18 protein-coding genes and 1 pseudogene are annotated in these 19,716 nt (G+C 68.7%); 11 read left to right on the top strand and 8 right to left on the bottom strand.

Annotated elements, in window-relative coordinates:
• The first annotated feature begins 12 nt into the window (after positions 1-12).
• From CNE_RS29040 to cobA, 8 genes are read left to right on the top strand one after another with little or no spacing between them, the layout of a single operon-like run.
• The gene (locus CNE_RS29040) at positions 13-375 is read left to right on the top strand and encodes a c-type cytochrome (RefSeq protein WP_013953869.1); all 363 of its coding nucleotides are present in this window, start codon (positions 13-15) and stop codon (positions 373-375) included.
• Positions 315-1,550: a cytochrome D1 domain-containing protein gene (locus CNE_RS29045; RefSeq protein WP_013953870.1), complete on the top strand. Its 1,236-nt coding sequence runs from the start codon at positions 315-317 to the stop codon at positions 1,548-1,550. Before CNE_RS29040 ends, CNE_RS29045 begins: the two co-directional genes overlap by 61 nt.
• A 7-nt stretch (positions 1,551-1,557) precedes the next feature.
• Positions 1,558-2,547: a siroheme decarboxylase subunit beta gene (gene ahbB / locus CNE_RS29050; RefSeq protein WP_013953871.1), complete on the top strand. Its 990-nt coding sequence runs from the start codon at positions 1,558-1,560 to the stop codon at positions 2,545-2,547.
• Entirely contained in the window at positions 2,544-3,008 is a 465-nt protein-coding gene (locus tag CNE_RS29055; RefSeq protein WP_013953872.1) for an AsnC family transcriptional regulator, read from the top strand. The genes ahbB (CNE_RS29050) and CNE_RS29055 overlap by 4 nt, the downstream gene beginning before the upstream one ends.
• Positions 3,008-3,508, top strand: a complete 501-nt coding sequence (gene ahbB, locus CNE_RS29060) for a siroheme decarboxylase subunit beta (protein ID WP_013953873.1) — start codon at positions 3,008-3,010, stop codon at positions 3,506-3,508. Before CNE_RS29055 ends, ahbB (CNE_RS29060) begins: the two co-directional genes overlap by 1 nt.
• 12 nt (positions 3,509-3,520) lie before the next feature.
• The gene (gene nirJ, locus CNE_RS29065) at positions 3,521-4,684 is read left to right on the top strand and encodes a heme d1 biosynthesis radical SAM protein NirJ (RefSeq protein ID WP_013953874.1); all 1,164 of its coding nucleotides are present in this window, start codon (positions 3,521-3,523) and stop codon (positions 4,682-4,684) included.
• Entirely contained in the window at positions 4,681-6,180 is a 1,500-nt protein-coding gene (locus CNE_RS29070) for a nitrite reductase (RefSeq protein WP_013953875.1), read from the top strand. The genes nirJ and CNE_RS29070 overlap by 4 nt, the downstream gene beginning before the upstream one ends.
• A gap of 35 nt (positions 6,181-6,215) precedes the next feature.
• Positions 6,216-6,989: a uroporphyrinogen-III C-methyltransferase gene (gene cobA / locus CNE_RS29075; RefSeq protein ID WP_013953876.1), complete on the top strand. Its 774-nt coding sequence runs from the start codon at positions 6,216-6,218 to the stop codon at positions 6,987-6,989.
• A gap of 125 nt (positions 6,990-7,114) precedes the next feature.
• On the opposite strand, the gene pobA is transcribed toward cobA, so the two are convergent.
• The gene (gene pobA, locus CNE_RS29080) at positions 7,115-8,284 is read right to left on the bottom strand and encodes a 4-hydroxybenzoate 3-monooxygenase (RefSeq protein WP_013953877.1); all 1,170 of its coding nucleotides are present in this window, start codon (positions 8,282-8,284) and stop codon (positions 7,115-7,117) included.
• 126 nt (positions 8,285-8,410) lie between these two features.
• Between pobA and CNE_RS29085 the strand changes: the two genes are divergently transcribed.
• Entirely contained in the window at positions 8,411-9,316 is a 906-nt protein-coding gene (locus CNE_RS29085; protein ID WP_013953878.1) for a helix-turn-helix domain-containing protein, read from the top strand.
• A 4-nt stretch (positions 9,317-9,320) separates the two neighbouring features.
• Here the strand turns inward: CNE_RS29085 and pcaDC are convergent, their stop codons facing one another.
• From pcaDC to pcaH, 4 genes and pseudogenes are all read right to left on the bottom strand, one after another.
• Complete coding sequence (gene pcaDC, locus CNE_RS29090; RefSeq protein ID WP_013953879.1) at positions 9,321-10,496, bottom strand: bifunctional 3-oxoadipate enol-lactonase/4-carboxymuconolactone decarboxylase PcaDC; 1,176 nt, start codon at positions 10,494-10,496, stop codon at positions 9,321-9,323.
• 70 nt (positions 10,497-10,566) lie between these two features.
• Positions 10,567-11,923: pseudogene (locus CNE_RS29095) on the bottom strand (3-carboxy-cis,cis-muconate cycloisomerase).
• Positions 11,924-12,030: 107 nt separating this feature from the next.
• Positions 12,031-12,600 carry a protocatechuate 3,4-dioxygenase subunit alpha gene (pcaG, locus tag CNE_RS29100; RefSeq protein ID WP_013953881.1) on the bottom strand — a complete coding sequence of 190 codons (570 nt, stop codon included), beginning with the start codon at positions 12,598-12,600 and terminating at the stop codon, positions 12,031-12,033.
• A 4-nt stretch (positions 12,601-12,604) separates the two neighbouring features.
• The gene (gene pcaH / locus CNE_RS29105; RefSeq protein ID WP_013953882.1) at positions 12,605-13,306 is read right to left on the bottom strand and encodes a protocatechuate 3,4-dioxygenase subunit beta; all 702 of its coding nucleotides are present in this window, start codon (positions 13,304-13,306) and stop codon (positions 12,605-12,607) included.
• 94 nt (positions 13,307-13,400) lie between these two features.
• Here pcaH and CNE_RS29110 point away from each other — a divergent pair, with 94 nt between their 5' ends.
• Entirely contained in the window at positions 13,401-14,354 is a 954-nt protein-coding gene (locus CNE_RS29110) for a LysR substrate-binding domain-containing protein (protein WP_013953883.1), read from the top strand.
• Here CNE_RS29110 and CNE_RS29115 read toward each other — a convergent pair.
• Positions 14,348-15,712, bottom strand: coding sequence for an MFS transporter (locus tag CNE_RS29115; protein ID WP_013953885.1), 1,365 nt, complete (start codon positions 15,710-15,712; stop codon positions 14,348-14,350). The two genes, CNE_RS29110 and CNE_RS29115, sit on opposite strands and share 7 nt — an antisense overlap.
• Positions 15,713-16,199: 487 nt before the next feature.
• On the opposite strand from CNE_RS29115, the gene CNE_RS29120 reads away from it, so the two are divergent.
• Positions 16,200-16,400 (top strand): DUF2905 domain-containing protein, encoded by a 201-nt coding sequence (locus CNE_RS29120; protein WP_041228724.1) that lies wholly within the window; start codon positions 16,200-16,202, stop codon positions 16,398-16,400.
• Between the two features lie 15 nt (positions 16,401-16,415).
• Here CNE_RS29120 and CNE_RS29125 read toward each other — a convergent pair whose 3' ends face one another.
• Positions 16,416-18,365: a methyl-accepting chemotaxis protein gene (locus tag CNE_RS29125; protein ID WP_041228725.1), complete on the bottom strand. Its 1,950-nt coding sequence runs from the start codon at positions 18,363-18,365 to the stop codon at positions 16,416-16,418.
• Positions 18,366-18,630: 265 nt separating this feature from the next.
• Positions 18,631-19,653, bottom strand: coding sequence for a LysR family transcriptional regulator (locus CNE_RS29130; RefSeq protein ID WP_013953888.1), 1,023 nt, complete (start codon positions 19,651-19,653; stop codon positions 18,631-18,633).
• Positions 19,654-19,716: the final 63 nt, after the last annotated feature.

Here is a 19,716-nt window from a genome sequence, read left to right on the forward strand (position 1 = left end):
GCCGGCACCACCATGCGTGATCACATCGCCTGGCGGCGCGCTGCACTGGCGGGGCTGGCAGCTGCCTTGCTGGGCGCAGCGCCCGGCGCGGCGGCCCAGCCCACCCCTGCCCGGCAGGCGCAGCTTGCGCACTGGCTGCGCGATGACTGCGGCGCCTGCCATGGCATGACGCTGCGCGGCGGGCTGGGCCCGCCGTTGACGCGCGAGGCGCTGTCCGGCAAGCCGCCCGCGGGCCTGATCGCCACCGTGCTGTACGGCCGTCCCGGCACCGCGATGCCGCCCTGGCAACCCTTCATGACGCAGGATGAAGCCCAATGGCTGATCGATCGACTGCAGGCCGGCAAGCCAGCGGCCGCCTCGCCGCAAGGCAACTGATCCGCGGCCTGGCCGCGGCCTTGTGCGCCACCGTTGCCGCCGCGCTGGTGGCGGGTTGTGCCAGCGCCCTGCGCGGCACCGGCGACCTGGGCGTGGTGGTGGAGCGCGCCGCCGGGCAGCTGCAGATTGTCGAGACCACCGGCATGACCCGGCTGGCAACGGTGGAAGGACTCGGCGACTTGTCCCACGCCAGCGTGGTGTTCTCGCGCGATGCACGCTACGCCTATGTCTTCGGCCGCGACGGGGGACTGACGCGCGTGGACCTGCTCAGCGCCCGCATCACCCACCGCATGCTGCAGGCGGGTAACAGCATCGGCGGCGCGATCTCGCAGGATGGCCGCGTGGTGGCCGCGCAGAACTACGCGCCTGGCGGCATCCGCCTGTTCGACGCACAGACCCTTGAACCGCTGGCTGACCTGCCGGCGATCGGCAATGACGGCCGCCGCTCCAAGGTGGTGGGCCTGGCCGACCTGCCCGGCCGCCGCTTTGCCGCCAGCCTGTTCGAATCCGGCGAGATCTGGATCATCGACGCCAGCGATCCGCGCCGGCCGCAGGTGACACGCCTGCCCGCCGGCCGCGAGCCGTACGACGGACTGGTCACGCCCGATGGCCGCTGGTACCTGGCCGGCCTGTTCGGTGAGGACGGCCTGGCGCTGGTCGACCTGTGGCAGGCGCCGCTGCTGTCGCGCCGCGTGCTCTCCGGCTACGGCCGCGGCAGCGCGCCGCTGCCGGTCTACAAGATGCCGCACCTGCGCGGCTGGGCCATGGCCCAGGGCATGGCCTGGCTGCCGGCGATCGGCCGTCATGAGGTGTTGGTGGCCGACCCCGCCAACGGCTGGCAGCAGGCCGCGCGCGTGCCGCTGGCCGGCCAGCCGGTCTTTGTGATGGCACGGCCAGACGGGCGCCAGGTCTGGGTCAACTTCGCCTTCCCCCACAACGACACGGTGCAGGTGATCGACACCGCCACGCGCCAGGTGGTGCGCACGCTGCATCCCTGCCGAGGCGTGCTGCACATGGAGTTCACACCCAAGGGCGAGTCGCTGTGGCTGTCCTGCCGCGACGACAACCGTGTCGAGGTCTACGACACCGCCAGCCTGGCGCGCATTGCCACGCTGCCCGCCGACAACCCCAGCGGCATCTTCTTCACCGTGCGCGCGCAACGGTTCGGCATGTAAGGGCCCCATGTACGATGAACTGAACCTCTACGACACCCTGCAGCGCGATTTCCCGCTGCAGCCGCGGCCCTACCAGGCGCTGGCCGGCAAGCTCGGCCTGTGTGAACACACGCTGCTGAGCCTGCTGGCGCGCGACCTGGGCAGCGGGCGCATCAGCCGCGTCGGCGCCGTGTTCGCGCCCAACGTGATCGGCGTCAGCACGCTGGCGGCGCTGTCCGTGCCGCCGGCCCAGCTGGACCGCGTGGCGGCGCGCGTCAGCGCCTGCGCGGCGGTCAGCCACAACTATGCGCGCAGCGGCCACCCGTACAACCTGTGGTTTGTCGCGGGCGCGCGCGAGCGACGCATGCTCGACGTCACGCTGGCGTCGATCGGGGACATGACCGGCCTGGCGCCGCTGGACCTGCCCATGGCCCGCGAGTATCACATCGACCTCGGTTTCCCGCTCGCGCGCCCGGGCAGCGCACGCGCCCGCCGCGCAGCCAGCGCGGCCGCTCCCGCCGCACCTGTCGCCCTGGACGATGACGACTGGCGCCTGGTGGCAGCACTGGAAACCGGCCTGCCGCTGACGCCGCGCCCGTTCCACGCGCTGGCGGCGCAAGCGCGGATGCCGATGCCGCAGGTCCTGGAGCGGCTGGCGCGCTGGTCCGCGCAGGGCGTGATCCGGCGCTTGGGCGTAGTGCTGCAGCATGGGCGCTTCGGCTTCGGCCACAACGCCATGTGCGTGTGGGACGTGCCCGACGCGCACGTGGACGCCATCGGCATGCGGTTGGCCCGGCAGGCGCGCGTGACCCTGTGCTACCGCCGCGCGCGCCGGCTGCCCGACTGGCCCTACAACCTGTTTGCGATGGTCCATGCGCGCAATGCGGAGGACTTGCAGCCCGCGCTGGCGCGCATCCACGCCACCGCCGGGCTGGAACATGCGCCCGGGACCGTGCTGGTCGGCACGCGCTGCTACAAGCAGCGCGGCACACGCTATGCCATGCAGGTGTCGGCATGACCCGTCCAATCGCAGCACTCGACCCGCTCGACCGCCGCATCATCAACGCGCTGCAGCGCGGCCTGCCACTGGTGCCGCATCCGTATGCCGAAGCCGCGTCGGCCCTCGGCATCACCGAGGCCGAACTGCTGGAGCGGCTGCGCGCGCTGCTTGCCGCAGGCGTGCTGACGCGCGTCGGCCCGCTGTACCAGATCGAGCGCGCAGGCGGAAGCTTCGTGCTGTGCGCCTGCCATACGCCAGCCGAACGGATTGAAGCTGTGATCGCCGCCGTCAACGCGCACCCCGAGGTCGCCCACCACTATGCGCGGACGCATCACCTGAACCTGTGGTTCGTGCTGGCGGTGGCAAGGCCGGGGGAGGTCGCACCGGTGCTCGCGCGCATTGCCGCGGCGGCCGGCGTCGAGATCCTGCCGTTCCCGAAGGAACGCGAGTTCTTCGTCAACCTCTACCTGCCCGCCTGATGTCCGAGCCTGTCGATCCCGTCGACCTGGCGCTGATCCGCGCCACGCAAGCCGGCCTGCCGCTGGTGCCGGCGCCCTATGCGGCGGTGGCCTGCGAACTCGGCCTGACCGAGCACGAGGTGATCACGCGGCTGGCTGCGATGCAGGCGCGCGGCGTTCTGCGCCGTATCGGCGCCGTGCCCAACCACTACCGGCTGGGCTGGCGCGCCAACGGCATGACCGTGTGGGACGTGGACGATGCGTGCATTGACACGCTGGGCGAGCGCATCGGCGCCCTGCCCTTCGTCAGCCATTGCTATCGCCGTCCGCGCCACTTGCCGAATTGGCCCTACAACCTGTTCGCGATGGTCCATGCGCGCTCCCGCGAAGACGCCGCGCCGCAGGTTGCCGCGATCGCGGCACTGCTTGGCGACGCCTGCCGCGCGCACGACGTGCTGTGGTCCACCCGCATCCTCAAGAAAACCGGGCTGCGCCTGCCGTCGCCCGGCCCAGACCAATAGGAAACCCCGCCCATGTTCCGCCTGTCCCGCTTCATGGAAGCCCTGCGCGATGCCGGCCCGGTGCCGCCGCCGCGCAAGCCCGCCGGCCCGGTGGTGATCTGGAACCTGATCCGCCGCTGCAACCTCAACTGCCGGCATTGCTATGCCACCTCCGCCGACACGGACTTTAAGGGCGAGCTGGATACCGCCGAGGCGCTGCGCGTGCTCGACCAGCTGCGCGATGCGCGCGTGCCCGCGCTGATCCTGTCCGGGGGCGAACCGCTGCTGCGGCCTGACCTCTATGAGATTGCCGCACGGGCGCGCGCGCTCGGCTTCCACCTGTCGCTGTCATCCAACGGCACGCTGCTTGATGCAGGGCATGCCGCCCGGCTCGCGGCAGCGGGCTTCGACTACGTCGGCGTCAGCCTGGACGGCTTGCCCGCCACGCACGACCGGTTCCGCCGCAGCGACGGCGCCTTTGCGCAGGCGCTGGCCGGCCTGCGCGCCGCGCGTGCGGCCGGCCTGCGCGTGGGCGTGCGCATGACGCTGACCGAAGCCAACGCGGCGCAACTGCCCGACTTGGTGGCCCTGACCGAACGCGAGGGCATCGACAAGTTCTACCTGTCTCACTTCAACTATGCCGGCCGTGCGCGCAGCCATCGCGCCGAAGACGCGCACCATGCCCGCACCCGCGCCGCGCTCGACTGGCTGTTCGACCACGTCTGGCAGCGCACGCAGCAGGGCCATGCGGGCGACTTCGTCACCGGCAACAACGATGCGGATGGCGTGTACCTGCTGTACTGGATCGCCAGGCGCCTGCCGCATCGCCTGGCCGATATGCGCCAGCGGCTGGAACACTGGGGCGGCAACGCCACCGGCGTCGGCGTGGCCAATATCGACAACCTGGGCAATGTCCATCCCGACACGATGTGGTGGCACGTGACCGTGGGCAATGTGCGCGAGCGGCCGTTCGGCGATATCTGGGCCAGCCGCGCCGATCCGCTGATGGCGGGCCTGGCCAGCACGCCGCGTCCGCTGCAGGGGCGTTGCGCCGGCTGCGCATATCGCGCCATCTGCAACGGCAACACCCGGGTGCGCGCCTTTGCGCTGACGGGCAACCCCTGGGCGGAGGACCCGGGTTGCTACCTGAGCGATGACGAGATCGCGCATACGCCGGGCACGGAGGTCGCAGCATGAAGACCGTGCTCCGATGGCTGATCGCCCTGGCCTTTGCCGGCGCCGCGCAATCCGCCATGGCCGCCGAACCCACGGCGGTCTACAGCCAGCACTGCGCCACCTGCCATGGCACCGACCGCCTCGGCGCCATGGGCCCCGCGCTGCTGCCGGAGAGCCTGGAACGCCTGCGCGCCAGCGAACTTGACCAGGTGCTGCACGATGGCCGCGCCGCCACGCAGATGCCGGCATTCGCCGGCACGCTGGCCGAACCCGACTTGCAGGCGCTGGCGCGCTGGCTGCGCACGGCGCCCGCAGCCACGCCGCAATGGAAGGCAGAGGCCATTCGCGCCAGCCATATCGTCCACCACGCCCCCGGCAGCCTGCCGGCACGGCCCGTGTTCAGCGCCGATCCGCAAAACCTGTTCGTGGTGGTGGAGGCCGGCAGCCATCATGTGACCGTGCTGGACGGGGATCGGCTGGCACCGGTCCATCGCTTTGCCACCCGCTTTGCGCTGCACGGCGGCCCCAAGTTCAGCCGCGACGGCCGCTATGTCTACATGGCCAGCCGCGATGGCTGGGTCAGCAAATACGACGTGTGGAACCTGGCCTATGTGGCGGAGATCCGGGCCGGTGTGAACACGCGCAACGTCGCCGTCAGCGACGACGGCCGCTGGGTGCTGGCCGGCAATACGCTGCCGCGCACGCTGGTGCTGCTCCATGCCGAAGACCTGTCGCTGGCGCGGGTGATCGACGTGAGGGGGCGCGATGGCGAGGCCTCGCGCGTCTCCGCCGTCTACGACGCCGCGCCGCGCCACAGCTTTATTGCCGCGCTGAAGGATATCGCCGAGGTCTGGGAGATTCCGTATGCCGATGCGGCCGGCGCGCCGCTGCCCGCGCTGGCACCGCGCGTAGTGGTGCTGGATGATGTGCTCGATGACTTCTTCTTCGACCAGTCCTATCGCCATATCCTGGGCGCTTCGCGCAAAGGTGGCGGACAAGTGATCGACCTGCAGAAGGGCCGCAAGGTTGCGGCGCTTGCGCTTGGCGGCATGCCGCACCTGGGCAGCGGCATCACCTGGCAGCGCGATGGCCGTGAAGTGATGGCCTCGCCCGACCTCGGGCAGGGGCGCATCACGGTGATCGACATGCAGGCCTGGCATACGATCGCCACCATACCAACCAACGGCCCGGGCTTTTTCCTGCGCAGCCATGAAAACAACCCCTACGCCTGGGCCGACGCCATGATGAGCCCGAAGCGCGACACGCTGCAGGTGATCGACAAGCAAAGCCTGCGGGTGGTCGGCAGCGTCACGCCGAGCCCTGGGCGCACCGCCGCCCACGTCGAATTCACGCGCGACGGGCGCTACGCGCTGGTCAGCCTGATGGAGCGCGACGGCGCCATCGTGGTGTACGACGCGGCCACCTTGCAGGAGGTCAGGCGCCTGCCGATGGACAAGCCAATCGGCAAGTACAACGTCTTCAACAAGACCACGCGCTCGGCCGGCACCAGCCACTGAGCCGGCGTGGTGATGCCCCATTGCAGGAGGCCAAGATGAATTCCCCCCTGAAGCCCGGCAAGGTCTGGCTGGTCGGCGTCGGCCCCGGCAGCCCGGACCTGGTCACGGTACGCGCCATGCGCGCGCTGGCCGCGGCCGAGGTCTGGCTGGTCGATGACCTGGTCGCGCCGGAGATGTCCTGCTATGCCAGCCCCGGCACCCATGTGGAGTGGGTCGGCAAGCGCGGCGGGCGCTGCTCGGTCAGCCAGGAACGCATCCAGCAGCTGACGCTGCAGCATGCGCTGGCCGGCCGCAACGTGGCGCGCGTCAAGGGCGGAGATCCGCTGCTGTTCGGGCGCGGCGGCGAAGAAGCGGCCTTCCTGCGCGGCCACGGCGTGGCCGTCGAGATCGTCAACGGCATCAGCAGCGGCATGGCCGCCGCGCAGGCACTGGGGATTGCGCTGACCCACCGCGCGCACTGCCATGGCGTGACCTTTGTCACCGGCCATACCAGCGCGCACGGCTCGCCCGACTGGCAGGCGCTGGTGCGTGGCGGCACCACGCTGGTGATCTATATGGGCATGAGCCGGATCGCGGCGATCCGCGACGGCTTGCTGGCGGCGGGCATGTGCAGCAACATGCCAGCGGCGGTGGTGATGCATGCCGGCAGCGAGCAGTCACGCAGCTGGACCGGCTCGCTCGGCACGCTCGCCGAATCGCTCGCAGCGGGGCTGGCCAGCCCGGCCGTGGTGCTGGTGGGTGGGGTGGTCGGAGACACGCTGCAGGCGGTCCAGGCGATGGTGCCGGGTGCCGGCGCGCTGGTAGCGTAGCGTTGGCTGCCGGCAAGTGCTACCGAGTTCCGGGAACCCGATTGTTTGCTCCCTCTCCCGCTCGCGGGAGAGGGAGCAAACCCGCAGCATGCAAAAGCTGTCAGCAATCGCGCAGCGCACTCAGCTCAATACGGCAACCCCACATAATTCTCCGCCAGCGCCCGCGACGCCGCCTCCGACCCCACCAAATAGTCCAGCTCCGCCCGCTGCATCCGCAACGAGAACGCATCCGCATCCGGAAACCGGTGCAACAGCGAAGTCATCCACCACGAGAAGCGCTCGGCCTTCCACACCCGCTGCAGGCAACGCGCGGAATAGCCATCGAGGCCGCTGGCATCGGCATGGCGGTAACGGGCTTCAAAACCCTCGGACAACGCCAGCACATCACTGGCCGCCAGGTTCAACCCCTTGGCCCCGGTAGGCGGCACGATATGCGACGCGTCGCCCGCCAGGAACAGCCGGCCAAAACGCATCGGCTCGCACACAAAGCTGCGCAGCGGCGCAATGCTCTTCTCGATGCTGGGCCCGGTCACCAGCGCGCTTGCCGTCTGCGGATCGAGCCGGCTGCGCAGCTCCTGCCAGAAGCGCTCATCGGACCAGTCTTCCACGCGCTCGCTCGACGCCACCTGCACGTAGTAGCGGCTGCGGTGGCGTGAACGCATGCTGCACAGCGCGAAGCCGCGCTCATGGCTGGCGTAGACCAGCTCATCGGCAACGGGTGGCGTCTCCGACAACAGCCCCAGCCAGCCAAACGGATAGACGCGCTCGAACACCTGCCGCGCCGCCACCGGCACGCTCTCGCGGCAGATGCCGTGAAAGCCGTCGCAGCCGGCGATGTAGTCGCAGGCAACCTCGTGCATGGCGCCATCCTTGCGATAGCGCACCGACGGCGTGCTGCCGTCGAAGCCCTGCACGCTGACTTCCTGCGCTTCATAGATGGTGGGGGTGCCGTCGGCGCGGCGCGCTTCCATCAGGTCGCGCGTGACCTCGGTCTGCCCGTACACGGTGACGCTGCGCCCGATCAGCGCATGCAGGTCGATATGGTGGCGCTGCCCGCCGTACGACAGTGCGATGCCGTGGTGGACCAGGCCTTCCGCATGCAGCCGCCGGGCCACGCCGGCGCGTTCCAGCGCGTCGACGGTGACGCTCTCCAGGATGCCCGCGCGGATGCGGCCAAGCACGTATTCGGGGCTGCGTTGTTCGATGATGATGTTGTCGATGCCGGCGCGTGTCAGCAACTGGCCGAGCAGCAGGCCGGCCGGGCCGGCGCCGATGATGGCAACCTGGGTGCGCATGTCTTGTCTCCTTGTGGGTATCCGTCTTCTGCCGCTAAAGATAGTCGGCGGTGGCCCGCCAAGGAATGGACAGATCGAACCAATGACAGGACAATCGGAACATCGCTGGTAAACACTGAAGCCACCGTGAGACCTGTCCCGACGTACTCGCTGTACGGCACCAATCCCTCGGAATTGCTGTCAAACCAGCTGCATTTTGAGTCCATTGCCGCGCGCAGCCGCCTGCACGGGTGGGAGATCAAGCCACACCGGCATGAGCGCTTCCTGCAAATTCTGTACATTCACTCAGGCGCCGGCGAAGCCTTGCTGGAGGAGCGGCGCGAACCGCTGCGCAGCGGTTCGCTGGTGACGATGCCGCCACGGCACATCCACGGCTTTGTCTTCACTCCGGACACCGACGGCATGGTTGTGACCATGACCGACAGCCACCTGCGCACGCTGCTGGCCGGTGTGCCGGATGCGCTGCCGCTGTTCGCCCGTCCGCGCCACGACCGCGTGCGCCGGGGCCACGCGCTGGCCGATACGCTGGCGCTCGTTCGTGGCGAGATGGAAACTGTGTCCGCCTGGCCGGGGGCGTCGCTGTCGGCGTTGATGACGCTGCTGCTGATCGGCATCGCGCGGCTGGCCAATGCCACCGCGCCGGCCGCGGTGCGCAGCAACAGCCGGCCCGCGCGGCACTTCCAGCACTTTCAGCAGATGCTCGAGTCAGCTTATCGTGAGCAGAAGGAAAGCGCGCACTATGCCGGCGCCATCGGCATCACGCCCACACAGCTCAACCGCGTGTGCCGCCAGGCGTGCGGGCAGTCGGCCCTGCAGATGATCCATGCGCGCGTGCTGGCCGAGGCGCAGCGCGACTTGCTCTTCAGCGACCTGGAGGTCAAGTACATCGCCCTGTCGCTCGGGTTCTCCGACGCCGCCTACTTCTCGCGCTTCTTCGCGCGGCTGGTAGGACAGTCGCCGACAGAGTTCCGGCAATCGGGGCGCGCGCGGCTGCCGGCAGCCATGCCGCCGCCCGCGGATGCGGCGGGGTGACCGGTCAGCCGGCCTGGTCCATCCCGGCGAACACCTCCTCGGCCAGATGAAAGGCCGAGTTCGCCGCCGGCACGCCGCAATAGATCGCGGTCTGCAGCAGCACCTCCTTGATCTCGTCGCGCGTCACGCCATTGTTGGCGGCGGCGCGCAGATGCAACCTGAGCTCCTCCGGGCGGTTCAGCGCCACCATCATGGCGATGGTCAGCAGGCTGCGCGTATGCCGCGGCAGGCCTTCGCGCGTCCAGATCTCGCCCCAGGCATAGCGCGTGATGAGGTTCTGGAATTCCTCGTTGAGCGGGGTCAGCCGCGCGAGCGAACGGTCCACGTGCGCGCTGCCCAGCACCTCGCGCCGCACGGCAAGGCCGGCGTCGTAGCGCGCATGATCATCGGTCACCGGCAGCCGGCCGCGCACGAAATCGAGCAGCGCTGCCGTGAAGCGGCCGGGCTGCTCGAAGCTGGAAATATGCGCGGCGGGCAGTTCGACAAAGCGGGCGCCGGGAATCGCATCAGCCAGCTCGCGGCCTTCCTGCGCAGGGGTCGACGGGTCCTGGCTGCCGGCGATGACCAGCACCGGCACTTGGATCGATGCGACCGACTCGCGGAAATCGGCGTCGCGCACGGCCGCGCAATTGGCCGCATAGCCGCGCGGATCGAGCCCGGCCAGCACATCGCGCAAGCCGTCCAGGGCGCGCTCCGCCGTGGCGGCAAACCCCGGCGTGAACCAGCGTTCGACCGAAGGCGCGACCATCACGGCCATGCCTTCGCGCAGCACGGTGTCGATGCGGGTATTCCAGCCGTCGGCATTGCCGATCTTCGCGGCGGTATTGGCCAGCACGATATGCGAGAACCGCTGCGGCGCATGGATGCCCAGCCACATCCCGGTGAGCCCGCCCATCGACAGGCCACAGAACACCGCCTGCTCGATCCCCAGCGCATCCAGGATGGCGATGACGTCCTGCCCGAGCTGCGCCACGGTAAAGGCATCGCCAGGCGCGGTCGAGCGGCCGTGGCCGCGGGTGTCGTAGCGCACCACGCGAAAGCGCCCTGCCAGCGCGGCAGCCTGCGGCTCCCACATGGTGTGGTCGGTGCCGAGCGAGTTCGAGAAGAGGATGGCCGGCGCGGAATCGGGGCCGTCAACGGTGTAGAAGAGCCGGGCGCCGGCGTGGTCGAGGTAGGGCAATACAGTCTCCTTGGGTGCGCGGCCGGCGGCGTGGCCGGCGCATCGCGGTAGTTCCGGGCTCAGGGCAGTCTCAGGACTGGCGCGCCGCCAGCGCGGATTGCCAGGCCTGCACGGCGGCGTCCGCAAAGGCCGCTGACTGGCCCGCGTAGTTGGCCGGGTCGGCAAGGCGGTCCAGCACGGCGTCATCGAGCAGGCCGGCATGCGCCGGGTCGGATTGCAGCGTGAGGGCCAGCGCGTCGCGCAGGCTGGTGCCGTCGGCCACCGCACGTTGCGAGGCACGCTCTACCAGATGGTGCGCTGGCAGCCGACCGATCCTGCTGCCAAGTTCAAGCATCGCCGCCTCGCCGAGGATCAGGCCATGGGTGAGGCCGAGGTTGGCACGCATGCGCGCCGTATCGACCTGCAGCCCCGCCACGACCTCGCCCATCTGGCGCAGCGCGCCGGCGGCCAGCGTCACGATCTGCGGCAGCGTGTCCCACTCTGCCTGCCAGCCGCCCAGGGCGCGTTCATGTTCCTGCACCATGCCCGCCAGCATCGTCGCCACCAGCGGGGGCACGCGCACCGCGGCCGTCAGCACTGCCGCGCAGCCGACCGGGTTGCGCTTGTGCGGCATGGTGCTGGAGCCGCCGCGGCCGGGGCCGGCAGGCTCGGCCACTTCCGCCACCTCGGTCTGCATCATCAGGGAGATATCGCGCGCCATCTTGCCGAGCGTGCCGATCAGCATGCCCAGCGTGGTGGCGATCTCGGCCATGCGGTCGCGATGTGCGTGCCACGGCAGCACAGGGGCGGCCAGGTCCAGTTCGCGGGCCAGCGCGGCGGTCACCGCGGGCGCGGCCTGACCAAGGCTGGCGAGCGTGCCGGCGGCGCCGCCGAACTGCAGCACGCGGGTCTGGACACGGGTGGCATCGAGACGGCCGAGATCGCGGCGCAGCGCATCGAGCCAGCCCGCGGCCTTGAGGCCGAAGCTGGCTGGCAGGGCATGCTGGAGCCAGGTGCGCGCGACCATCGGCGTGGCCCGATGCGCCGAAGCCAGCGCGGCGCAGGCTTCGCCCAGGCGCACCAGGTCGGCATTCCAGCGCGCGCAGCGCGTCGCCGGCCTGGAGCACCAGTGCGGTGTCGATGATGTCCTGGCTGGTGGCGCCCCAGTGGACAAAGCGCGCCGCCTCGGCATCGCGCGCGGCCACGGCGGCGGTCAGTTGCCTGACGAAGGGAATGGCGAGATTGCCGGCAGCGACAGCGGCTTGCGCAAGCGCGTCGCGGTCAATGATGCCAGGGTCGCGGCAGACGTCTGAAATCACGGCCGCGGCCGCGGCAGGGATCACGCCGCTGTCGGCTTCGGCGCGCGCGAGCGCGGCCTCCACGGCAAGCATACGCTGCACCGTGCCGGCGTCGGAGAAAATGTCCAGCACGGCCGGGCTGCCGGACATGGGATCGGTAAGACGCGTAGCGGTTGGCATTGGGGGCGATGGGTAGCGTGAGTGGCCGTGACATCGACGGCCACCCGATTATGCGTCTGTTGCCGGCAGCGGGGCCTTCAGATATCGAAGAACACCGTCTCGCCCTGCCCCTGCAGCGCCACGTCCCAGCGCAGCGTGCCGTTGCCGGCATCGCTGGCAATCAGCGTGCCGCGGCGCTCGGCGGGGACCAGCGCCAGCACGGCATCGGCAGCATTGGCGGCCGCTTCGTCCGGGAAGTACATGCGCGTGGCGACATGCTTGACCAGCCCGCGCATGAACACCGACACCATGATGTGCGGCGCCTGCGGCCGGCCGTCCGGACCGGGCACGGTGCCGGGCTTGACGGTGACAAAGCGGAACGAGCCGTCGGCCTCGGTCGGCACGCGGCCGAAGCCGGTAAAGCCAGGCACCAGCGGCAGCTCGCGCGCATCGTCGGGGTGGCGGTAGCGGCCGGCGGGGTTGGCCTGCCAGATCTCGACCATGCCGTCCGGCACGGGCTCGCCGTCGGCGTCGGTCACGCGGCCTTCGATCACGATGCGCTGGCCAGCCAGTTCCGGCGCGCTGGCGGTCAGGTCGGCGCAGTTCAGGCCGTTCAGGCCGATATGGAGATAAGGGCCGACGGTCTGGGATGCGGTGGCGTAAAGCATGGTCTTACTCCATCGGCGTGGCATCGCGGCCACGCAGCACGATATCGAAATGGTAGCCGAGCGCGTATTCGGGCTGGGTCGTCTCCCAGTCGAGGCTGGCCACAAGCCGGTCGCGCGCCTTTTCGTCCGGCACGCAGTTGAAGATCGGATCGAACGGCAACAGCGGATCGCCGGGGAAATACATCTGCGTCACCAGCCGCGTGGCGTAGGCGTTGCCGAACAGCGAGAAGTGGATATGCTGCGGCCGCCAGGCATTGTGGTGGTTGCGCCAGGGATAGGCGCCCGGCTTGATGGTCTTGAACTGGTAGCGCCCGCTGGCATCGGTGACGGTGCGGCCCTCGCCCGAGAAATGCGGGTCGAGCGGCGCATCATGCTGGTCGCGCTTGTGCACGTAGCGGCCGGCCGCATTGGCCTGCCAGACCTCGATCAGCGCGTTCGGCACCGGCCTGCCATTCTCGTCCAGCACGCGGCCGGTCACGAGGATGCGCTCGCCGATGGGCTCGCCGCCGTTGCCGACGGTGAGGTCGTTATCGCCTTCACGGACGAACTCGGCGCCAAAGGTGGGACCGGTCACTTCAGACAGCGACTGCGGCAGCGCAATCAGCGGCTGGCCCGGCGAGCGCTTCTGCGTCGAGGCATAGGGATCGAAGCGGTATTCGGGCTGGGTGTCCCAGTAGGGACGGCGGTACTGGGCAAGACGGGTCATCGCGCAGTCTCCTTGTCATTGGAATGGTTTGACTTTAAACAACACATAAAGTCATGTAAATTAAGAATTCGTCGAAATACGATAACTTTTTGACATGAAACTCCAAGGCCCACTCGCGCTCGAAATCTTCCGCAATCGCGTGCGGCTGCGGCACCTCTATTGTTTCGTGGCCGTGTCCCAGACCCAGCACCTGGGCCGCGCCGCCGAACGCCTGGGGCTGACGCAGCCGGCTGTCTCCAAGACACTGAGCGAGCTCGAGGAACTGGCCGGCACCCGCCTGCTGGTCCGGCAGCGGGCCGGCACTGAACTGACCACCGCCGGCACGCGCTTCCTGCGCCACGCCCTGCGCATCCTCGCGGATATCGATGCCGCGGCGGACAGCATGGCCGGCGCGGATGCGCTGCCGCAGGAGCGCATCCGGCTAGGTGCGCTGCCAAGCGTGGTGCCGGCGGTGTTGACTGATGCCCTGCTGCGTTTCCGCGCCGCGCATCCCGAGGTCGGTCTGGCCGTGCAGACCGGCATGAACCGCAACCTCATCGACCAGCTCAAGGCGGATGTGCTCGATCTGGTCATTGGCCGGATGGACGACCCGGTGGCCATGGAGAGCTTGTGGTTCGAGTCGCTGGGCCCGGACTCGCTGGCACTGGCGGTTCGTCCCGGGCATCCCCTCGCCGCCGTATCGCGGCCAACGCTGGTTGACGCACTGGCGTGGCCGCTGGTGATTCCGGCCGCAGGCTCGATTCCCCGCCACAACACCGAAAGCCTGCTCGCCCGGCACGGCCTGCCGCTGCCGGACGGCTGCGTGGAAACTTCGGACGCCTATCTCGGACGGCTGCTGGCCCGGCAGAGCGACAGCGTGTGGGCAGCGCCGCTCTCGGCCACCAGCCGTGCGGTATCCGAGGGGGATCTGGTACTCCTGCCAATCGATACGCAGGGCACCGAGGAACCGATCGGCCTGCTGCGGCACGGCGACCGCACGCTCACGCCGATGGCCGAGGCGCTGGCGAACTGCATTCGCGCCGCGGCGCAGCCTGCTCCCGCTCAGTGACTTGCCACGCTTGCGCCGCCATTGACCGAGTCGGCGGCAGCCACGGGGCGGCTGTTGAAATGCTTCACCAGCAGCGCTCCGGCGGCAAGGAATGCCGGCACGGTGAGCAGCGTAAAGATCGTGTCGAAGCCCAGGTGCAGGCGCAGCAGTTCGGCACCGAGCAGCGCACCGGTGATGCCGCCGAAACGGCCGATGCCAAGCATCCAGGCAACGCCAGTGGCGCGGCCCTGCGTCGGGTAAAAGGCCGCGGCCAGCGAAGGCATCGAAGACTGGGCGCCGTTCATGGCCGTACCGGCGAGGAAGATCAGCACGCCCAGCAGCACCTGGCTGCCGGTGCCGTGGCCCACGGCGTAGATCAGTACGCCGGTTGCAGCGTAGGTGATGGCGATGACCTTGTTCGGATTGAAGCGGTCCATGAACCAGCCGGCCGCGATGGTGCCGATGCCGCCGCCGAGCGGGAACAGCGCCGTCAGGAATGACGCGTGCTGGATCGAGAAACCGGCGTCCTTCATCAGCGTAGGCATCCAGCTCGTCAGCAGGTAGAAGATGACAAGGCCCATGAAGTAAGTGGTCCACAGCATCGCCGAGCCCAGGCGATAGCCGGGCGCCAGCACGGTGCCGATGGCGGATCGGGTCGCAGGGGCCTGCTCGCCGATGATGAAGTTGTTGGCCTCGGACAGGTCTGCGCCAGTCACGCGCCGCAGCACGTTGCGGATCTGGGTGGCAGGATAGTTGCGCAGGACCATGTAGCGCACGGACTCCGGCAGCAGCACCACCAGCAACAGCGCGAGCGCAAGCGGCACGATGCCGCCAAACAGCAGCACGCTGTGCCAGCCGAAGTGCGGAATCATCGCGGCGGCGACAAAGCCGCCGGCCGCGGAACCAAGCGGAAAGCCGCAGAACATGGTGTTCACGAGCACGGCACGGCGGCGTTGCGGCGCAAACTCCGATGTCAGCGTCACGGCATTGGGCATGGCGGCACCCAGGCCCAGGCCGGTCAGGAAGCGCCAGACCGTGAGCCAGCCCAGCGTGGGCGCAAACGCGGTGGCGAGGCTGCAGGCGCCAAAGAAGAAGACGGACAGCACCAGCACCTTCTTGCGGCCGACACGGTCAGCCAGCGGACCGGCGAAGATCGCACCGAAAGCAAGACCGAACAGCGCCGCGCTCATGACGGGCCCGAGGGCTGCTTTCTCGATCCCCCATTCCTGCACCAGCGCCGGCGCGATATATCCGATTGCGGCGGTATCGAAACCGTCAATGGCAACGATCAGGAAGCACAGCACAAGAATGAGCCACTGGTAACCAGTGAATCGCTGTCCGTCGATCAGGGCCTGGACGTCCGTGACGCCGCCCTTCATTTGGGTGGGATGTTGCACTGCTGTCTCCGTTTGCCTGGAAATCGCACGAGCCGTCCTGCGGGCCGGACATGCGATATTGTTCTAATTGCGAACTGCTGTTCTCCAATTGAACGGAATCTTAGGCAACGGGCGTTGGGACTCAGAATTAGCGTTAACCCGGCGGGAAATTGGCCATCCAGCGTGTGGATTTCGCCGGAAGGCGCCATTTTTGTGGAACCAGACTGAACATCTGGATCACGGAACAGTGCTTTCTATCAGAAAACTGGCTGATCGTGAAATTTACTATCAGACTAACCTTGCGGCATTCCGGCGGTATAACCAAATTTCATGCAAAGAGCGCCAACTCTCAATTTACATTCCGAAACCCGCGACCTATAGTCCCTGCCCCCGGTGCGCCGAGCCGATGCAATCCTGCGGCGAAGTGCCTGTCCAACGTCTCAGGACCCGGGGCGCCACAAGCCGCCGGCCCGAACAAATCCATCCGATCATGCAACGCCTGCTTCTCATCCTTGGCTGCCTGCTGATCGCAGCCGCCGCTGCCTGGCCCTGGCTGTCGAAGCTGCCGCTCGGGCGGCTGCCCGGCGATATCCATATCGTCCGGGACGGGTTCAGCTTCTACTTTCCGATCACGACCTGCATCCTGGTGTCGGTGCTGGTGTCGGTCGTGATCTGGGTCTTCCGGCGCTGAGCACTGCGAGGTGCACTAGGCGTGCGCCTCGGTCCGGAACACCGCCACTGCCCGCTGCATATGCAGCGCCTGCTCCTGCAGTGACTGCGCCGCCGCGGCGGCCTCCTCCACCAGCGCCGCGTTCTGCTGCGTGACCTGATCCATCTGCGTCACCGCCTGGTTGACCTGGGCGATGCCGCTGCTCTGCTCGCGCGAGGCATGGCTGATCTCATCCATCATCGCCGTCACGCGGCCGATGGCGGCAACGGTGTTCTCCATGGTCGCGGCAACGTCCAGCGCCAGCGTGTTGCCCGACGCCACGCGCTGCGCCGATTGCGAGATCAGCGTGCGGATCTCCTTGGCCGAGCTGCCGGCGCGCTGCGCCAGCCCGCGCACTTCAGTCGCCACCACGGCAAAGCCGCGGCCTGCCTCGCCCGCGCGCGCGGCCTCCACCGCCGCGTTCAGCGCCAGGATATTGGTCTGGAAGGCAATGCCGTCGATCACCGCGATGATGTCGACGATGCGCCGCGAATCGGCCTCGATCTCCTGCATGGTCTGCTGCATGCGCCCGACCGCATCGCCGCCGGCGCGCGCCACGCCAGACGCCTCGCGCGCCAGCTCGCTGGCCTGGCCGGCATTGCTGGCGTTCTGCTGCACGGTTGCAGTCAGCTGCTCCATGCTGGCCGCGGTCTGCTCCAGCGACGAGGCCTGCTCCTCGGTGCGCTGCGACAGGTCGATATTGCCCTGCGCGATATCGCCCGCCGCCGCCAGCACGTTGTGCGCGCCGGCCTTGGTGTCGCCGATCAGCGCGCGCCAGCTGTCCACCAGCGACAGCAGGTGCCGCTTGATCTCGCTCAGTTCGTCGCGCCCGCGCACCGCGATGCGCAGGGTCAGGTCGCCCGCGTTGATGCGCTCGACCATCTCCGCCACCTGCCGCACGTCGCCGCGCATGCCGCGGCTGAAGCCGATGAACAGGTAGAACGCTGCGGCCACGGTCACCAGCGCAATGCCCGCCAGCAATACGAACTGCCCTTCCTGCGCCGCGACACGCTGTGCCAGGATGGTGTCCACGATCCCGGCAAACGCCTTGTTGGCGGCCGCCACGCCTTCGATGGCCGCGGTGGCCTCGTCGAAGTAGGTCTTGGCATCGATATCGATGCCGGTCGCGCCCAGCATCCGCACCTTGAGCGTGCGATGGAAGTTGTCCATCGCGGCGAGCCGCGCCAGCGCGGCATCGATGCGCGGCCGGTACGCGGGTGCCGCGTTCCCGACGCGCGCGATGTCGCGCCGCACCGTTTCCAGCCCCTCGTGGATCTGCTCGGCGAGCGCGCCCAGGCCCGCCTGCTGCGCGGCATCGGCATAGCCGCCCTGCGCGATGATGCCGGCCCCGCGGCCGCGCGCCAGCGCGCTCAGCTCAGCCAGGCGCGGCATCGGGCCCACCAACAGGTTGAGCAGGTAGTACGAGCCCGCTTCACTGTCCAGCGCCAGCTGCGAGCGCTCGGCCACGTCGCCGATAAACGCCTGCGTCTGCCGCACCAGCGCGCTGTGGCGCTCGAACAGCGGCCCCGCCGTGGTGTCCAGGCCAAGCCCGCGCAGATGCTGCCAGTCCTGCTCCAGCTTGCGCGCCCCGGCCGCCAGTTCAAAGGCAGGATTCTCCGCGATGCTGCGCGTCAGCCCCGCCAGGCTGGCCGCGGCCTTGTTGTCGGCCGCGTCGAAGGTGGCGCGAAAGGCCGCATTGCCCGACAACACCGCATTGCCGGCGCCGCGCCGGACCTGGGTCTCGCGCATGAAGTCGAGCGCATGCCCGGCCACGGCAAGCCCCCGCACTTCATCGCCGGTGGTGCGGATCGATCGCGCCGCATCGCTCAGCACCACGTACATCGCGCCGCATAGCGGCACCAGGAACAGCACGGCGATCAGCGCGAGCTTGCGGTTGATATTCAGGCGCGCCATCAGGCGCTCGGCGGGAAGGAAAAAGGGATTCATGGCGGTCACAGAACCTGGCTTGGATTTCCTCCTATCGGCCTTGATTTGCAGGCCTGAAGCGCGGATTTCGAAGGCCTTGATAATGCGCAAATCCAGTGCAGAAAACGCGCTGAAGTGGGGCAGAAAGCACGGGTTGCGGGCAGCGTCGGCACCGCTGCCTGCCCACCTGCACCGAAGAGGTGTGGGGCATTGGGCAAAGGGTCACAGCGGCCTGTCCGGCCTTGTGCCCTTGACGGCGTCGTCTTCCGCGCCTCCCTTAGCGCGCTCATGCGCGACGGGTCCGCTCGCCGCGCTCGCGCCGCCGCGGGCCCGCGCTCCCGACCATACCCGGCGTGGGAATGGCTTGCCGCATGGCATCGACAAACGACCTGAGCTTCGCCGGATAGAAGCGCGCATAGGGGTAGACCAGGTAGATCGGCAAGGGATCGGCCTGCCACTGCGGCAGCAGGTGCAGCAGCCTGCCGCTGGCAATGTCGTCGGCAAAGATCCAGGCCGAGCCGACGGCAACACCCAGCCCCAGCCGGGTCGCCGAATGCAGCGCGTAGAGGCTGTCCGTGCTCATGCGCGGCTGGAATGCGATGCCTTGGCGCGCCTGCGTCTGCGTGTTCTGCAGCACGACCTCATTGCGATAGAAGGTGCGCAGCGCCAGCCATGGCAGGCCCTCCAGGTCTTCCGGCCGGCGTGGCAGCGGCTTACCCTCAAACAGCGACGGTGCGGCAATGACCGCGCGCGGCACGTCGGCGAGCCGCACCGCCACCACGCCGGGTTCATGCACCTCGCCTACATGGATCGCGCAATCGATGGCCTCGGCGATGAAATCCGGGGTACGGTCATGCAGCAGCCATTCCACCGAGACTTCGGGGTACTGCTGCAGGAAGCCGGCCAGCGGGCCGACCAGCAGCTCCTGCCCGAAAGCGTGCGGCACCACCACGCGCAACGTGCCTGCCGGCGCATGCCCGACCCCGCGCACGTCGGCCTCGAACATGGTCCAGTCGGCCACCAGCCCCTTGGCACGCTCATAGCAGCGTTCGCCGTCCTCGGTCAGCTTCATCGCATGCGTGGAGCGCTGCAGCAGGCGCACGCCGAGCAGCCGCTCCAGCGTCTGCAGGCGCCGGCTGACGGTGGGCTGGGTCGTCTGCAGCTGCGCTGCCGCCATCGACAGGCTGCCCGCCTCGACGATGCGCACAAAGGTCTGCATCAGCTCGATGCGGTCGGCACTGGTGGCGCCGCGGGCAGCTGCCCTGCCCTGCGTGGCGGGGGTTCGCGGCAATGCTGGCTGGCGTTTCATACGTATCTCGTATAACCATTGTTCATCCCGCACGTCTACCAGAATCTGCCCGCGTGGACAACA

It is taken from the genome of Cupriavidus necator N-1 (assembly GCF_000219215.1).
In the GTDB taxonomy this organism is placed as follows: Bacteria; Pseudomonadota; Gammaproteobacteria; order Burkholderiales; family Burkholderiaceae; genus Cupriavidus; species Cupriavidus necator.